The 16,580-nt window shown below is 35.5% G+C and carries 12 protein-coding genes, 2 pseudogenes and 3 other annotated features; of the genes and pseudogenes, 9 read left to right on the forward strand and 5 right to left on the reverse strand.

Translation table 11 applies throughout. From position 1 onward, the window contains the following. Positions 1-29 precede the first annotated feature (29 nt). Positions 30-119, reverse strand: a pseudogene (locus COO03_RS28115) (hypothetical protein); the annotation flags it as partial. Between the two features lie 92 nt (positions 120-211). Further along, positions 212-1,195 (reverse strand): ketoacyl-ACP synthase III, encoded by a 984-nt coding sequence (locus COO03_RS07260; protein WP_097896358.1) that lies wholly within the window; start codon positions 1,193-1,195, stop codon positions 212-214. Between the two features lie 311 nt (positions 1,196-1,506). On the opposite strand from COO03_RS07260, the gene COO03_RS07265 reads away from it, so the two are divergent. From COO03_RS07265 to COO03_RS07275, 3 genes are all read left to right on the forward strand, one after another. Further along, positions 1,507-2,316, forward strand: coding sequence for a polyphosphate kinase 2 family protein (locus tag COO03_RS07265; RefSeq protein WP_097896360.1), 810 nt, complete (start codon positions 1,507-1,509; stop codon positions 2,314-2,316). Between the two features lie 511 nt (positions 2,317-2,827). Continuing rightward, on the forward strand, positions 2,828-4,087 hold the full coding sequence (gene hflX / locus COO03_RS07270) for a GTPase HflX (RefSeq protein ID WP_097896361.1): 1,260 nt from the start codon (positions 2,828-2,830) through the stop codon (positions 4,085-4,087). 330 nt (positions 4,088-4,417) lie between these two features. After that, positions 4,418-5,980, forward strand: coding sequence for a Vga family ABC-F type ribosomal protection protein (locus tag COO03_RS07275; protein ID WP_097896363.1), 1,563 nt, complete (start codon positions 4,418-4,420; stop codon positions 5,978-5,980). A 52-nt stretch (positions 5,981-6,032) separates the two neighbouring features. On the opposite strand, the pseudogene COO03_RS27505 reads toward COO03_RS07275, so the two are convergent. Next, positions 6,033-6,161, reverse strand: a pseudogene (locus tag COO03_RS27505) (ABC transporter substrate-binding protein); the annotation flags it as partial. A gap of 227 nt (positions 6,162-6,388) precedes the next feature. On the opposite strand from COO03_RS27505, the gene COO03_RS07285 reads away from it, so the two are divergent. Then, positions 6,389-7,597 (forward strand): MFS transporter, encoded by a 1,209-nt coding sequence (locus tag COO03_RS07285; protein WP_097896365.1) that lies wholly within the window; start codon positions 6,389-6,391, stop codon positions 7,595-7,597. Between the two features lie 157 nt (positions 7,598-7,754). Here COO03_RS07285 and COO03_RS07290 read toward each other — a convergent pair whose 3' ends face one another. After that, positions 7,755-9,389: a putative polysaccharide biosynthesis protein gene (locus tag COO03_RS07290; RefSeq protein WP_097896366.1), complete on the reverse strand. Its 1,635-nt coding sequence runs from the start codon at positions 9,387-9,389 to the stop codon at positions 7,755-7,757. A gap of 227 nt (positions 9,390-9,616) precedes the next feature. After that, positions 9,617-9,840 (forward strand) — a binding site (T-box leader). A gap of 283 nt (positions 9,841-10,123) precedes the next feature. Between COO03_RS07290 and COO03_RS07295 the strand changes: the two genes are divergently transcribed. The 4 genes from COO03_RS07295 to speB all read left to right on the forward strand — a co-directional run bounded on the left by COO03_RS07295 (position 10,124) and on the right by speB (position 14,107). Beyond that, on the forward strand, positions 10,124-11,461 hold the full coding sequence (locus COO03_RS07295; protein ID WP_097896368.1) for a sodium-dependent transporter: 1,338 nt from the start codon (positions 10,124-10,126) through the stop codon (positions 11,459-11,461). 444 nt (positions 11,462-11,905) lie between these two features. After that, positions 11,906-12,169, forward strand: a complete 264-nt coding sequence (locus COO03_RS07300; protein WP_097896370.1) for a CD3324 family protein — start codon at positions 11,906-11,908, stop codon at positions 12,167-12,169. A gap of 143 nt (positions 12,170-12,312) precedes the next feature. Further along, entirely contained in the window at positions 12,313-12,951 is a 639-nt protein-coding gene (locus COO03_RS07305; RefSeq protein ID WP_097896372.1) for a FusB/FusC family EF-G-binding protein, read from the forward strand. A 211-nt stretch (positions 12,952-13,162) separates the two neighbouring features. Beyond that, on the forward strand, positions 13,163-14,107 hold the full coding sequence (gene speB / locus COO03_RS07310) for an agmatinase (RefSeq protein WP_097896373.1): 945 nt from the start codon (positions 13,163-13,165) through the stop codon (positions 14,105-14,107). 75 nt (positions 14,108-14,182) lie between these two features. Here the strand turns inward: speB and msrA are convergent, their stop codons facing one another. After that, the gene (msrA, locus tag COO03_RS07315) at positions 14,183-14,719 is read right to left on the reverse strand and encodes a peptide-methionine (S)-S-oxide reductase MsrA (RefSeq protein ID WP_097896375.1); all 537 of its coding nucleotides are present in this window, start codon (positions 14,717-14,719) and stop codon (positions 14,183-14,185) included. 250 nt (positions 14,720-14,969) lie between these two features. Then, positions 14,970-15,215 (forward strand) — a binding site (T-box leader). Positions 15,216-15,282: 67 nt separating this feature from the next. Beyond that, positions 15,283-15,528 (forward strand) — a binding site (T-box leader). Between the two features lie 139 nt (positions 15,529-15,667). Here msrA and ilvE point away from each other — a divergent pair. Continuing rightward, entirely contained in the window at positions 15,668-16,567 is a 900-nt protein-coding gene (gene ilvE, locus COO03_RS07320; protein WP_097896377.1) for a branched-chain-amino-acid transaminase, read from the forward strand. Positions 16,568-16,580: the final 13 nt, after the last annotated feature.

Genomic DNA, 16,580 nt, shown 5'->3' on the forward strand with positions numbered 1-16,580 from the left:
AAAAAGATGGGTTCCAAATAGGAAGCCATCTAATTATCTACTTTTAATAGTCGCAAACCATTTAAAATAACGAGAATTGTGCTCTCCTCATGACCGATAACGTCAAATAGAAGAGCTAAAAAATGATGTATTGAAAGAGGTTGCCCAAAAGTAGTTATTCAGCTACTTTTGGGCAACCTCCTGTATTTTTAAGCTGTATATTCTAAAGTTCCTAATGTAAATCCCACTTTATAATTAGTCCTAAATGTGTAAGTCCTCCGCCAAATCCATATAGTAAAATCGTATCGCCATTGTTTAATTTTCCTTTTTTTCTAGCTAAATCTAAGGCTAATGGAATAGAAACAGATGAGGTATTTCCCATGAATTCCACACTAGTTAAAGTTTTATCTAATGTAAATCCGGATTTATCACATATAGATTCAATCATTCGTAAATTAGCACTGTGTGGTACAAACCAATTTATATCATCCATTTGTAGGTTTGCTGCATGCAATAAGTTTTTCATACCTAGTGGTACAGTACGTACAGCCCATTTATAAACTTCTCTTCCGTTTTGTACCATTTTTCCGTTTGTTTGTAGAGGTTTTTCATCCATGATAGTAGAAAGGTTTGTTCTATATAGATGGATACCGCCTTCCCCGTTTGTTCCCATGTGAGAAGCGATAAAACTTGGTTTTTCCTCATCTCTTTCCAATAAAAAGGCTCCAGCTCCGTCACCAAATAAAATACAGGTGGTGCGGTCTGTATAGTCAGTTACTTTTGATAATGTTTCTGTAGCTACGACTAAAACTTTATGATGAGATCCGGCAGTAATTAAATTATTAGCCACATGTAATCCATAAGTAAAGCCAGCGCAGGTAGCGTTTAAATCAAAAGCAAGTGTATGAGGAATGTGAAAATGATTTTGGATTTGACATGCTACACTTGGAAACACATAGTCAGGAGTAGTTGTGGATACGATGATACAATCAACGTCTTCTAAAGTTTTCTTATATGTGTCAGTTAAATTTTTAATGGCTTTGAAAGCTAAATGTGATGCGAATTCTTGTTCACCGGCAATTCTTCTTTCCTTCATTCCCGTTCTTTGTACAATCCATTCATCGCTAGTATCAACCAGTTTTTCTAAATCATCATTTGACAACTTTTGTTCTGGAACATAAGTTCCAATTGCTGTAATACGAGCTGTGGAGTTCATTCCAACATCTCCCGTCTTTTGGATTTATAACTTGATATTAGTACTAGGTTATAAAAATGTCAATAGTCTGTAATTTCATCGTTCAAACATAAATAGCGTGGTTATGGTTTCTAGTATAGGGGCATCTTTACTTATAATTGTTTTGAGTATGTTTCTAATAAGACATATGCGCAAAAAATGATGAATAGAGAAAATATAGATTTTCTTTGTTGTAATATGTATATTGGTGTTTTTTGAAGAAAGATATATGCGCAAAATACTGAAAATTATGTTAAAATAGTGTTGATTAAGTAAAAAGGGGGATTATTTACATGAAAAAAGATCGTCTTGCTCAAATAGATTTAACGAAAAGAATTGAATCAAAATCTAAGTACAATAAGAAGCTTGAAAAATATCAAAGGCGCTTATTGGCACTACAGCAGATTTTAAAAAAAGAAAAAATAGCCGTTATTATGGCTATGGAAGGTTGGGATGCAGCAGGAAAGGGAGGAGCAATTAAACGAATTACCGAGCATCTTGATCCGCGTGGATTTCAAGTAAATCCAATTGGTGCACCTGCTCCCCATGAAAAACGTTATCATTATATGCAAAGGTTCTGGCGGAAAATTCCACAATATGGTCAAATCACTATTTTCGATCGCTCTTGGTACGGTCGTGTATTGGTTGAACGTGTAGAAGGTTTCGCTACAAAAGAAGAGTGGACTAGAGCATATGATGAAATCAATGATTTTGAAAAACTATTAACAGATGATCATTACATAGTAGCAAAGTTCTTCTATCATATTAGTAAAGATGAACAGTTAGCACGATTTAAAGATCGAGAGAAAAATCCTCTTAAGAGATGGAAAATTACAGATGAAGATTGGCGCAATCGTGAAAAGTGGGATGAATATGCCCGGGCAATGGAAGAAATGTTTGAAGAAACAGATAAACCAAATGCAAGATGGAATATTATTGCTAGTAACGATAAATTATATGCGCGTGTGAAAACATTGAAAGTGATAATTTCATTAATTGAGGACTATTTCTTAGAACATGAAATAGAACTGCCAGCATACTATCATGAAATGAAAGAAGAAATGCAAGAAGAGATCGAACACGTGCACGATGTGGGGCGTTAAATTTATAATAAGATGTATGTGCAAAAAATGAAGAATACGCTAGAAAAATAATGATTTTCTTTATGCCCAAAAGTGAAGGTTATTGTTGTGAAAACTACATAATTATGCTAAAATTTATGTAACTTTTAATGAACGGAGGGGTCTCCTTTGATCTTAATCAGATTACGTCTCAATACTTTGTGCCGATAATTGAATAGCGCTCAAAGGCTCTGTCTGTGTACAGAGTAAACGGGATTGGTCTGCCTATTTTAAAGGAACCCTTTATTGAACTTATATGTGAAAAGAGGGAGGGACGAATACGCCCTCTTTTTGTTTTGCCTTTATAAATAGAATGAGATGGTATAGGTGTATACTTGTTTGATACGTATACCATTGGGGACTTATTGACCTTGTAATAGGACGGAAGCGTCGCTTTCTCCTATTTCTTTGGTGTACTCTCATCCGTTTACGAAAAACACAGGCAGTGACCTGTGTTTTTTATTTTACGTAATCGAAATGGAGGAATAAATATATGGAAGAACTAGTACAAAAAGCGATATTAGTTGGTGTTAATTTAAATAATGAAAGTGATTTTGAATATTCGATGGAGGAGTTAGCAAATCTTGCGGAAGCATGTGATGTGGAAGTTCTAGGGCAAGTTACGCAAAATTTACATCGCGTAAATCCATCACATTATATTGGAACAGGGAAAATTGACGAAGTTTCCGCTTTTGTGAAGGAAGCAGATGCGAATATGGTTATTTTTAATGATGAGTTATCACCTTCGCAAATCCGAAATTTGGAAGCCGACTTAGATTGTAAAGTCATTGATCGTACCATTTTAATTCTAGATATTTTCGCGCAGCGTGCTAAGACGAAAGAAGCGCAGTTACAAGTTGAAGTAGCACATTTACAATATATGATGCCACGTTTAATCGGTCTTCGTGAATCGTTAGGAAGACAGAGCGGTGGTGTTGGTACGAAAAATAAAGGTGTCGGTGAGAAGAAATTAGAGCTAGATCGTCGTAAGATTGAAGAGCAAATTGCAGTGTTAAATAAAGAATTAGAAGCCCTTGTTGCGCAGCGCCAAACGCAGCGTAAACAGCGTAAGAAAAATGAAATTCCGGTTGTTTCATTAGTAGGGTATACAAATGCGGGTAAGTCAACGATGATGAATACGATGCTCGAGATCTTTAACGGATCCGTAGAAAAACAAGTATTTGAAAAAGATATGTTATTTGCGACACTAGAAACATCGGTGCGAAATATTCAGCTTCCTGATAATAAATCATTCTTATTAACAGATACAGTTGGTTTTGTAAGTAAATTACCGCACCATCTTGTGAAAGCATTCCGTTCTACATTAGAAGAAGTGGCTGAGGCAGATTTACTCATTCATGTTGTGGATTATGCAAATCCAAATTATGAACAATTGATTGAGATTACAAATCAAACACTAAAACAAATTGGTGTTGAAAATATCCCGACGATTTATGCGTATAACAAATCAGATATGATGGATGTTGAAATCCCGAAAGTTCAGGATAATCGTGTGTACCTATCTGCAAAGCAACACGTTGGGATAGAAGAACTTGTAGAAATGATTCGTTCACACATTTACAAAGAGTATACAAAGTGTGAGATGTTAATTCCTTATGATCAAGGGCAAGTTGTTTCTTATTTCAATGATCATGCACATGTTGTATCTACAAGTTATGAAAATGAAGGTACGAAAATTTCACTCGAATGTAAGACGAGTGATTTTGAGAAGTATAAGCGTTTTGTCATTTGAAATGAAAAGACATTGATTTTATTTGGAATTTTTAGTTATACTAAAAATAGCATGAATGAAATGAAAAGAACGGAAGGGTGACCCAATTACATGAAGTACTAATCCTATTTACGAAAGCAAACAATTGAAGGTTATTTTTAACAGATGATCACGCTGTTATTTGTGATGCCTTCAATTTTCGTTTTTCAGAATAGGATTGGCTTTTTATAGTTGGATCTAAAAGGGATAGTCTCTTTTGGTGTACACCTATATATGATTTATGCCTCCTATTCTGAATGGATATAGGGGGCATTTTTTTGTCTCCTACATTTGATAAAAGGAGATGTTACTATGTTTTTATTAGAAGCCAATCATATAAAGTACTATGTACAGGATCGTTTATTACTAGATGTGGATCAATTGCAAATCCATAAAAATGCTCGAATTGGATTAGTTGGTAGAAATGGAAGTGGGAAAACGACGTTACTTCAAATTTTAGCTGAAAAGATTTCCCCAGAAGAAGGGAAAGTGATTCAACATACTAGGTGTGAACTTTTACCGCAACTTAAACGAACAGATACAACAAAAAGTGGTGGTGAAGTGACGCAAGAATATATTCAAAAAGCTCTTGTGAAAGACCCGGAACTTTTACTAGCAGACGAACCGACAACAAATCTTGATACAGAGCATATCGAATGGTTGGAGAAGAAACTAAGGAAGTGGCAGGGGGCATTTATTGTTATTTCACATGACCGGGCATTTTTAGATACTCTTTGTACGACCATATGGGAGTTGAATGAAGGGGAAATAAAAGAGTATACAGGTAACTATAGCGATTATGTAAAACAAAAAGAAGTAGAGAGGCAACAGGAACAATTAGCTTATGAAATATATGAAAAAAAGAAAAAGCAGCTAGAAGAAGCATTAAAATTAAAAGAGAAAAAAGCTGAAAGAGCAACAAAGACACCAAAAAAGGTAAGTAAATCCGAAGCGAGAATTACAGGAGCAAAGCCATACTTTGCCAAAAAGCAAAAGAAGCTACAAAAAACAGCAACAGCCATTGAAACGAGATTAGAAAAGCTTGAAAAGGTAGAAAAAGTAAAAGAGCTCTCACCAATTAAGATGAATTTGCCGAATGCAGAAACGTTTAAAAACCGGATTATTCTTCGTGTAGATGGTGTAACAGGTAAAGTTGGGGAACGTGTGCTTTGGAGCAAAACAAGTTTTCACATTCGAGGCGGTGATAAATTAGCGATTATCGGTTCAAATGGGAGTGGGAAAACGACATTTGTAAAAAAAATCATGAACCAAGAATATGGTATTAAGTTTTCACCAGCTGTGAAAATCGGCTATTTTAGTCAAAACTTAAACATATTAGATACGGAGAAATCAATTATCGAAAATGTCCAGTCCTCTTCAAAACAGGATGAAACACTGATTCGAACGGTTCTTGCGAGAATGCATTTTTTCAGAGATGATGTTTATAAGCCTGTAGGGGTTTTAAGTGGCGGGGAACGAGTGAAAGTAGCACTGACAAAGTTATTTTTAAGTGATATTAATACTTTAGTGTTAGATGAACCGACGAACTTTCTCGATATGGACGCTGTTGAAGCATTAGAGTCTCTTCTAAAAGAGTATGAAGGAAGTGTAATTTTTGTCTCACATGATCGCCGGTTTATTGAAAATATTGCTACACGAATTTTAGCAATTCATGATCAAGAGATTAAGTTATTTGATGGAACGTATCAGCAATATAAACTCAATCAAGTGGAAAAGACGCGAGATATGAAAGAAGATAAGCTTCTTTTACTTGAAACAAAAATATCGGAAGTGCTAAGTCGCTTAAGTATCGAACCGTCTGAAGAATTAGAAATAGAATTTCAAAAACTTTTAAAAGAAAAAAGAGAATTATAATTAAATTTTATTAGAAAATAAAAAGTACATTACGATTAATGGAGTGATGTACTTTTTTCTTTTCTAAGCTAGATGTTGTCTCTTGTTTTTGCCCACATGCAGATAAGAATACTGATAATGTGAGTGAGAGTGCAACAATTCCTTTTGTCTTTTCTTCATAGTTGTTATGCTTTCTCTTCATTTCTGTCTAAGTATAAAAGAAGAAAAAGAAAATCACTATAATTAAAGTTGATAATTATTATATGAATATAATGAGGTAAATGATTTATACAAAATCGAAGTTGTGTTACTGGAAAAAGAGATAAAACCATTATAGAATAGGGAATATTTCAAAAATCAGAAATTATTAAAGTAAGTGTACTTTTAATAAGTTGTATTTTCTGTTTTTAGGAAAGGAGAGAGTGAAATATGCAGGCAGTTTCAAAAGAAAATACAGTAGCCTCACCTACGATTTATCGTATTTTATTTGCGATTAGTTTCGGTCATTTTTTAAATGATTCCATGCAAGCTGTTGTACCGGCTCTGTTTCCTATTTTGGAAAAAACGATGAATTTGTCTTATATGCAGGTAGGATGGATTGCGTTTGCATTAAATATGACGTCATCGATTATGCAGCCGGTATTTGGAATGTATTCAGATAAGAAGCCATCACCATTTTTATTACCGCTCGGTATGTTTTCTAGTATGCTTGGGATGATTGGACTTGCGTTTGCACCAAACTTTATTATTGTTATTATTTCTGTTTTATTTATTGGGTTAGGATCAGCGGTCTTTCATCCTGAAGGAGCACGTGTTGCTTATATGGCAGCGGGTGCAAAGCGTGGTTTAGCGCAGTCTATTTACCAAGTAGGAGGAAATACAGGGAACTCCCTTGCACCAATTTTTACAGCGCTAATTTTTGTTCCGCTTGGTCAAATAGGAGCACTTGGTTTCACAGGATTTGCGGCAGTTGGTATTGCATTGTTAATTTTCGTTTCAAGCTGGTACAAAAATGAATTAATCAATGGCGCTGTGCGCAGAAAGAAAAGAGCTGCACTTGAGGCTGAAAATGCGATTGTTAGTACGCATATTAAATTTGTAATTGTCCTTCTTGTGTTCTTGACCTTTGTACGTTCTTGGTATGGAGCTGGTATTGGGAATTTCTATCAGTTTTATTTAATTGAACATTACGGTTTGTCTATTAAAAATGCACAGTACTTCGTATTTGCCTTTATGATTGCTGGAGTACTTGGAACATTCTTTGGTGGACCGTTAGCAGACCGATTTGGTAAGAAAAATATTATCGTATTTTCAATGCTTGGCTCTGCACCACTTGCGCTTTTATTACCACATGTTTCTCTTACGTGGGTCGTACCGTTATTTATCTGTATCGGTTTTATTAGTTCTAGTAGTTTTAGTGTTATTGTTGTGTATGCACAAGAACTTGTCCCAGGAAAAGTTGGAATGGTATCAGGTTTAATTGTTGGTCTTGCATTTGGTCTGGGAGCATTAGGTGCTGTTGTTCTTGGAAAACTAGCAGATGTTTATAGTTTGCAATTTATTATGGTATTGTGTAGTTGTTTACCATTAATTGGACTTACGTCATGGTTACTGCCAAGCGATCGAAAACCACTATAGAATAGGGGATGTACTATGATAGCCAAACGATTAGATACTGGTAAGAAAGTGTTATGTATTGCACCTCAGGAGAACGTTATTTAAGTATGGAATTGTTTGAATAATTTTTTTAGACTAGAAAAAGGTGTAGCTATTTGTAAGCTACACCTTTTTTATGTTAATTTACGAATTTTTTTAGTACAGGTAAACGGTTAATACGATCACCAATAATATGTGACGCAAGTCCGCTTGTTAATACGAAAATAAGGTAGACAAAACCTCCAACTGCACCGCATATGATAACGATGAGTAAGGATTCGATATAAGGTTGTCCAGGAATTAACCATCCAATCATCGCTTTTAATCCTATTACGACAGCAGACATTGCTGCGGAGTAAATTGTAATAAGAAATACTGTTTTAGCTGTTTCTGCAATTTTAAATTTCGCAAATTTAACGATGCAATATAACATAATGATATCAGAAACAAGATATCCAAGAATTGTTCCAAGCACTGCACCATGTCCACCTAATAAGTGTAGAAGTGGTGTATTTACAACGATTTTTACGAGAATACCAACTGAGAAGGCGATCATTGTTTTTCGTTGATAATCAATACCTTGTAGGATAGCTGCTGAAACAGTGAAAATTGCACTTAGTACTGCTGATGGCGCATAAGAAATTAAATATTGCGATCCACCTAAAGCTGTATCAGGACTCATATATACCATGCGGAATGCATCATACGCGATGCTAGCAAGCCCGAATGCAGCAGGTATGGTAAAGAATAGTAGCACTTGGAAAATCTTTGTGATTTGTTCTTGTAATTCTTCTAGTTTCCCGCTTGTAAATGATTTTGTTATCGCTGGAATAATGGTAAGTGAAAATCCAGTTGCGAGTGAAGCAGGAATCATGATTAATTTTTGAGCATAGTTCGTTATATAAGCGAAAATCGCATTCGCAGTTTCAAGTGGTGTTCCAATTGCCCTTAGTGCATCTGCAACTGTATATTGATCCACTAATGTATACAGTGGAATGGCAATCCCTACAAATACAATTGGAATCGCGTAACGAAGTAATTCCATATAGAGATTTTTTAAAGGAATATTTGATGACCTTGACTTCAGTTCACCTTCAGGTGGTTTTAAATGATCATACTTCTTCCAATACATGATTAAAATCGAAACGCTGGCAATCGCTCCAATGACAGCGCCAAATGTAGCGACTGCAACGGAAGAAGCTACAGAACCACCTAGTAACTTTGAAACGATAAAACTACCAACTAAAATGAAAACAACACGGGCAATTTGTTCCACAACTTGAGAAACAGCACTTGGTTTCATATGTTGGAAACCTTGGAAGTATCCACGTGTGACACTCATCGCCGGTACAATGATGAGCGCGAAGCTTAATGCTCGCATTGTCAGTGTGACGTCAGCGATAAATTGTGGATCAGGTGTTTTCGACCGAATAATAAATTGTGATACGTAAGGTGCCCCGATAAATAAAATTAAAAATCCAGCGAACCCCATGATCATCATTAGTTTTACACTGGAGTTATACAGTTTTTTACTTGTGCTGTAGTCACCTAATGCATTATATTTCGCAACAAATTTAGATACGGCAATTGGAATACCAGCCGTTGAAAAGCTAAGTAAGATACCATACCAAGAATATGCATACGCATATAAAGCAACCCCTTGTTCCCCAACTAATAATTGAAAAGGGAAAAAGTATATAAAACCTAAAATACGCGAAATCATTGTGGCACCGCTTAGTAAAGCAGTCCCTTTTAAAACTTTTGAAGTAGACAACGTTTTTCCTCCTACTCGTGCTGCATTACAATCATCCTATACTACTATAAACCTGTCGGTGTATTTAATAAAGTATAAACCATAAGTAATGTAATACTATTCATAGAAAAGTCATATTTTGAATTTTAGTGGCGAAAACTAGAGATATAATACATGAAAATTCAAAAAATAATTGACACTATTTTTAATGTGTGATAAAAATGGTAGTAATTAATTTAAAAAATAATATTTGAGCAATGAAAGGGTAAAGTAGTGAAAATCTCCCTATCTCAGAGAGCTGATGGTTGGTGTGAATCAGTATATAGGTTATTCATGAAGTTCGTCCTGGAGCATCTTTCATAAATCTTACATTGTGAGGAAATGAAAGACGGTAGTGTATGCCGTTATCAAATAAAGTGGTGAAGAATTTTTTCACAACTAGGGTGGTACCGCGATATATATCGTCCCTACGTTTTTACGTAGGGGCGTTTTTTATTTTGGGATTATTCTCGTTGTAGCTTCATAACTAGGGTGGTACCGCGATATTTTGTCGTCCCTACGTTTTCTGTAGGGACTATTTGTATTTCGTTGGCTTCTTAGTATTCTTCACAACTAGGGTGGTACCGCGATATTTTTATCGTCCCTACGATTTTGTAGGGGCGATTTTTTATTTTCGAAAGGAGGTGGATAGAACAATACGAGTAAGGTTGAAATGTAATAAAAAGAAAAAATAAAAAAAGAGAGGAGATAGAAAAATGAATTCACAGCAATGGACATCGAAATTAGGCTTCGTTTTAGCTGCAGCAGGTTCAGCAATTGGTCTTGGCGCAATTTGGAAGTTTCCATACATGGCTGGTATTGGAGGAGGCGGTGCGTTCTTCCTTATTTTCATCGGTTTTACTTTACTGATTGGTTTACCTTTATTATTAGCAGAATTTGTGATAGGAAGAAGCACACAAAAAGAGGCTGTTGATGCGTATAGAGATATCGCTCCTCATACATTATGGCCGTGGGTTGGTAAGTTAGGGATTGTAACATGTTTCATATTACTTTCTTTCTACAGTGTTGTGGGAGGTTGGATTTTATTATATTTATGGAATGCAATTACAGGTAGACTATGGGAAGGGAATGGTACGTACGAAGCAACATTTGGTGAAATCATTTCCAATCCATATTTAGCAGTCGGAGCACAGCTATTATTTATTCTTATTACTATTTTTATTGTAAGTAAAGGTGTACAAAACGGTGTTGAAAAAGTAAATAAATACTTTATGCCAGCACTATTTGTTTTATTCTTTGTATTAATTGTTCGTGCTCTTACATTAGATGGAGCGGGAGAAGGGGTACGCTTCTTCTTACAGCCTGATTTCTCACATGTAACGTCTGAAATTATTTTATATGCGATGGGACAATCGTTCTTCTCGTTATCTGTCGGTGTAGCAGTAATGGTGACATACAGCTCGTACTTACCGAAAGAAGAAAGTTTACCACGTTCAGCATTTTCAATTGTTGGTTTAACACTTGTTATTACATTGCTTGCTGGACTGGCAATTTTCCCGGTTGTATTTGCGTTTGGCATGGAGCCGTCTCAAGGACCAGGACTACTATTTATTGTATTACCAGCTATTTTTAGTAAAATGGCATTCGGAAAATTATTCTTTATTGTTTTCTTATTACTATTCTTCTTTGCGACTGTAACATCAGCAATCTCTATGCTTGAAATTAGCGTTGCTTCTTTAACAACAAAAGGTAAAGGAAAACGCGAAAAAATGGCATTGATTGTTGGACTGTTAATCTTTGTTGTTGGGATTCCATCAGCGCTATCATATGGTGTATTAAGCGATGTGAAGCTCTTTGGGAAAACAGTTTTTGATTTAGCAGACTTTACAGTAAGTAACGTTCTTATGCCGCTTGGTGTATTACTAGTTGCGATCTTCGTTCCACTGAAGATGAAGAAAGATGTATTAATGAAAGAACTGGGAGTAAGTAAAAGCAAAGGATATAAATTATTTGTATTATGGTTATTCTTACTTCGCTATATAGCACCAATTGCGATTGTTATTGTATTTTTAAATGTAATTGGGGTTATTTAAAACAAAAAGGCTCTAACATATCGTTTATAGCGTATGCTGGAGCCTTTTTTGTTTTAGAATTATCTTTTCTGCAATTCGTGTATTGTAATTGATGTAATGATTCTTTTCATCATGAAGCGACCTCACATTATCTTTAGTTTTAATTTGTATGTATTTTATCAAAATCAATGAATTGTTTCTTGTTAAAGAGCATTAGGATGCAAGAAAGAAAAAGTTGTCATATAATAAGAAGCAAACGGTATATTGGGAGGTGTTGATATGGCAATTACAATACAGTTGCCAGACACTGCAGCGTCTCATGCAAAGCCAAGTATGGAAACGGCGATACTTTGCGTGAGGTAGACAAGTAATATACAATCGCCAAAATGAGCTCGTATCATTTCTTTTATATTTGGCTTTGCACCTTATTGAAATGAACCATAAAAAAATAAGGGGCGAGCAGAAATGAAATACGTAAAAGCAGCGACTGTTTTACCGGAAAAATTAATTATAGAAATTCAAAAGTATGTGCAAGGGGAAACGATCTATATTCCAAAACAGGAAAATGCACATTATAAATGGGGTACACAATCTGGAGGAAGAAAGCAACTTGACGCGCGGAATAGAGATATTAAACATGCTTTTAAAAATGGAACTTCAATTCATCAATTAGCAGAGGAATACTTTCTTTCTACAGAAACGATAAAAAAAATCGTGTATTCAAAATAATAATGCAAAGCACTGATTATTCGATAAGAAATAATCAGTGCTTTTTGTGTATAGTTTGTTTAGTAATTGTTTTCGACATTTTATAAAGTAAGTACATTGTATACAATGAGAAGAGATCAACAATTTGGTATGGAGTGATAAAAATGGAAGCTTTTATTAGAAGTGATCAATATAATTTTATAAAATCACAAGCTCATATTCTAGTGAATGGGCATGCAACAGCAAATGATAGAGGCGTTATTGCTGCTTTAAAGTCTCTTGCGATAGAAAAAGTGTTACATGTTTTTGAAAATCTTACTGATGAACAAAAAGAATTAATAGATACGATTTTGACGGTTGAGAATAGAGAGAACGCAGAAGCTTTTTTATTCAAGTTAAATCCATATGTCATTCCGTTTCAGGAAGTTACGCCGCAAACGTTAAAAAAATTATTTCCTAAAGCTAAAAAATTGAAGTTTCCTGAAACGGAAGGAATAAATATGAAAGAGATGTCTTATCTAGGCTGGATTGATAAAGGCACAAGTAGAAAGTTTATTATAGCAAAGAATAAAAATAAGTTTGTTGGTTTACAAGGCACATTCCAAAGTATAAACAAAAAAGGCATTTGTGCATTGTGCCATGGTCATGAAGAAGTAGGTATGTTTCTAGTCGAAATAAAAGGAGATGTACCAGGTACTTTTGTTAAAAAAGGAAACTATATTTGCCAAGATAGTGTAGCATGTAATCAGAATATGACTTCACTGGATAAGTTATATGATTTTATTGAGAGATTGAGAAAATAACTTATAGTAAAAAATAAGTATAGAAAAGGGTGAGCTTTTATCACCCTTTTTATGCTGTAAGGCATGGGTTATTCAAATTTGCATAGATGAAAAAAGATGAACAGTAGGGAAAGGATCATTTTTTATATGGTATGATTTTTGCATTTTAATAAAAAAGATTCAGGAAAGTTTTTTGAATATGAAAATTATGCTGATAAAGGGGAAATGACGTATGAAATATCCACTAACGCCAGATGTAAAACCTGAGTTTTGTACGACGGGTTCATTTATGAGATTACCATCAAGTAATGAGCAAGCAAAGATTGCAATTCTAGGAATGCCGTTTGATACGGCTGCTTCTTTTCGCGTTGGTGCGCGTTTTGCTCCGCAAGCAATTCGTCAAGCATCTATGACTTTGTTCCCATATCATCCGATCCACCATGTTTATCCGTTTGATGATACAAATGCAATTGATATTGGTGATGTGTCTGTGATTCCGCACAATATTCATCGTAGCTATGATCTAATTGAAGAAACTGTTTTTGGATTAATGCAACAAGGAATTATCCCGATAGGTCTTGGAGGGGATCATTCAGTTACATTGGCAAGTCTTCGTGCAGCAGCGAAAGTTCATGGACCTGTCGCAATGATTCACTTCGACTCCCACACAGACACATGGGATACATATTATGAAGAGAAATATTGGCATGGTTCCCCATTTATTCGTGCACATGAAGAAGGATTACTACAACCTGAAAAAGTATTCCAAATTGGTATCCGGGGAACATTAAATCATCCTGGTGATATAGAAGCTAGTAATGATTTAGGGTATAACGTCATTACAACAGCTGAATTATGTGATCGTGGTTTTGAAAGCGTTCTCGAGCAAATGCGAGCAACGATTGGCGATACACCATGTTTCTTAACGTTTGATATTGATTTTGTAGATCCATCTTGTGCACCTGGTACAGGTACGTTAGAAGTGGGGGGGTTTAACAGTCGCGAGACACTAAATATGGTGCGTTCATTAAGTGGATTTAATTATATTGGTTTCGACTTAGTAGAAGTATTACCGCCATATGACCAGACCCAAATTACTTCTCTTTTAGCAGCGACGCTTGTGCATGATTTTGCTAGCTTAATTGCTTTACAGATGAAAAATGAAGTGAATAAGTAAGAGAACAATTAGTATATTGAAATATAAAAAGACCGATGAAACAACTTTTCATCGGTCTTAAAAAACGTCCATTTATTATTTTTTCTGCCAATTTCCCTTGATAAAGTCTTCACGACCAGATTCTTTACGTTCCCTGGCATATTTCTCTGGATTTTTTTTGTAGAAATGTTGATGATATTCTTCCGCTTCATAAAAAGGAGCAGCTGAACGAATTTCTGTTACAATTGGGTCTTTAAACATGCCGTTTTCTGCTAGCGCTTGCTTCGAGTGTTCAGCTAGTTCTTTTTGTGTTTCATTATGATAAAAAATTGCAGCACGATAGGACGGACCACGGTCAAAAAATTGCCCGCCATCATCAGTTGGATCAATTTGCGGCCAATATAAATCTAATAATTTTTGATAAGGGAAAACAGAAGGATCGAATGTAATTTGAACGACTTCTAGGTGTCCAGATGTTCCAGATTTTACTTGTTCGTATGTTGGATTTTCGATATGACCACCAGCATAGCCTGAAACCACTTTTTGAATACCAGGAAGTTCATCAAATGGTTTTACCATGCACCAAAAGCAGCCACCAGCAAAGGTTGCAAGTTCATATGTTTTTTCTGCCATTACTATAATCCTCCTGAATGGATATGTTGTATCTAGTATTATACAAATTGTTTTGTTACGCAATAAAAAGGATTTGAAAATATATGTTTTTTTATTCCGTTTTGTTTTGATAAAAATATCTAGATCTAAATGTTTTGATTATAATTTAAAATATAAATTTCCGAAAATATATTGACAATGAAAAGAACAAAGTCCTATAATACGTGTAATAACTTAAAATCAATTAAGAATTTTCTGACTTTAATAAACTGTATATGCAAAGAAGAGGAAAGTAGATGATTATGAAAGTTTTAGAGAGCTGCCCCGTGGCTGGAAGGGTGGTAACGATCGAATCATTGAAGATCACCTCGGAGCATCGCTTGCGAAAGGGAAACTGAGTAGAGGGCGGCGGTATCGTCTCCGGTAAATGGACGGGGGTCTGATAGGACCTACAGAGCTTATATTTCGTGAGAAGTATAAGGAAGCTGAGTGGTAACGCGAAACTCTCGCCTCAGCAATCAAAGCTACTATGGTGTAGTAATTGATTGCTGAAGCGAGAGTTTTTATTTTAGAAAATAGAATAGAAGAATGTGAAGAAGAGGAGAGTAAACGATATAAATTGTTTCAGAGAGCTGCCCCGTGGCTGTGAGGGTAGTAACAATTATATCGATTGAAAATCACCTCGGAGCATTACTCACGAAAGGAAACAAGTAGGGAGTAACGGAGTTGTTCCCGGTAGAAGAACAGAAGTCTAATTTGGACTTACAGAGCTTATATTTTGTGAGAAGTATAAGGAAGCTGAGTGGTACCACGATTCCCTCGTCTCAGTACTAGGTTGCTACACGTTTGTAGAAAATCGATTGTTGAGGTGAGTATATTTTTAGGTTTAATATACAGAATCTTCTGTCTAAATGTATTCTTCTCAGCAATCGATATAGAAATGGATTGCATAAAAAGGAGCGATGTAAGATGGGAAACCAGTATATCTATATGAATGGGGAATTAGTAGAGAAGGAAAAAGCGGTTGTTTCAGTATATGATCACGGATTTTTATATGGAGACGGCGTATTTGAGGGGATTCGTAGTTACGGCGGAAATGTATTTTGTTTAAAAGAGCATTTGAAGCGTTTATATGAATCCGCGAAATCAATTTTACTCACTATTCCAATGACAGTAGAAGAAATGGAAGAAGCAGTTTTACAGACACTACAAAAAAATGAATATGCCGATGCATATATCAGGTTAATTGTTTCAAGAGGAAAAGGGAATTTAGGACTCGATCCAAGAGGTTGTGAAAAGCCGAGTGTCATTATTATCGCAGAACAGTTAAAGTTGTTTCCACAAGAATTTTATGATAACGGCCTTAGCGTTGTATCTGTTGCATCTCGCCGGAATATGCCGGATGCGCTTGATCCACGCATTAAGTCAATGAATTATTTAAACAATGTATTAGTAAAGATTGAAGCAGCACAAGCTGGTGTACTAGAAGCACTTATGTTAAATCAACAAGGATATGTTTGTGAAGGATCAGGAGATAACGTTTTTGTTGTGAAAGATGGAAAAGTGTTAACACCTCCTGTCTATTTAGGAGCATTAGAAGGTATCACACGAAATAGTGTGATTGAACTGTGTGAACGATTAGGTATCTCATGTGAAGAAAGACCATTTACTCGTCATGATGTATATGTAGCAGACGAAGTGTTTTTAACAGGAACTGCTGCTGAATTAATTCCAGTTGTAAAAGTTGATTCCAGAGAAATCGGGAATGGAAAGCCAGGAGAAGTGACCAAGCAGTTAACGGAAGAATTTAAAAAGTTAACTAGAGAGCGAGGCGTACGCGTTCCGGGCCTAGCAGAGAGTTTAGCTTAAGGAGCAGATGGTT

It is taken from the genome of Bacillus sp. AFS098217 (assembly GCF_002551815.1).
Taxonomy (GTDB): domain Bacteria; phylum Bacillota; class Bacilli; order Bacillales; family Bacillaceae_G; genus Bacillus_A.

Excerpts from the sequence above, each read along its gene's own strand:
- ilvE (WP_097896377.1), top strand. The coding sequence starts at position 15,668 with ATGGGAAACCAGTATATCTATATGAATGGGGAATTAGTAGAGAAGGAA.
- COO03_RS07285 (WP_097896365.1), top strand. The coding sequence starts at position 6,389 with ATGCAGGCAGTTTCAAAAGAAAATACAGTAGCCTCACCTACGATTTAT.
- COO03_RS07275 (WP_097896363.1), top strand. The coding sequence starts at position 4,418 with ATGTTTTTATTAGAAGCCAATCATATAAAGTACTATGTACAGGATCGT.
- COO03_RS07305 (WP_097896372.1), top strand. The coding sequence starts at position 12,313 with ATGGAAGCTTTTATTAGAAGTGATCAATATAATTTTATAAAATCACAA.
- speB (WP_097896373.1), top strand. The coding sequence starts at position 13,163 with ATGAAATATCCACTAACGCCAGATGTAAAACCTGAGTTTTGTACGACG.
- COO03_RS07260 (WP_097896358.1), bottom strand. The coding sequence starts at position 1,195 with ATGAACTCCACAGCTCGTATTACAGCAATTGGAACTTATGTTCCAGAA.
- msrA (WP_097896375.1), bottom strand. The coding sequence starts at position 14,719 with ATGGCAGAAAAAACATATGAACTTGCAACCTTTGCTGGTGGCTGCTTT.
- COO03_RS07300 (WP_097896370.1), top strand. The coding sequence starts at position 11,906 with ATGAAATACGTAAAAGCAGCGACTGTTTTACCGGAAAAATTAATTATA.
- hflX (WP_097896361.1), top strand. The coding sequence starts at position 2,828 with ATGGAAGAACTAGTACAAAAAGCGATATTAGTTGGTGTTAATTTAAAT.
- COO03_RS07295 (WP_097896368.1), top strand. The coding sequence starts at position 10,124 with ATGAATTCACAGCAATGGACATCGAAATTAGGCTTCGTTTTAGCTGCA.
- COO03_RS07265 (WP_097896360.1), top strand. The coding sequence starts at position 1,507 with ATGAAAAAAGATCGTCTTGCTCAAATAGATTTAACGAAAAGAATTGAA.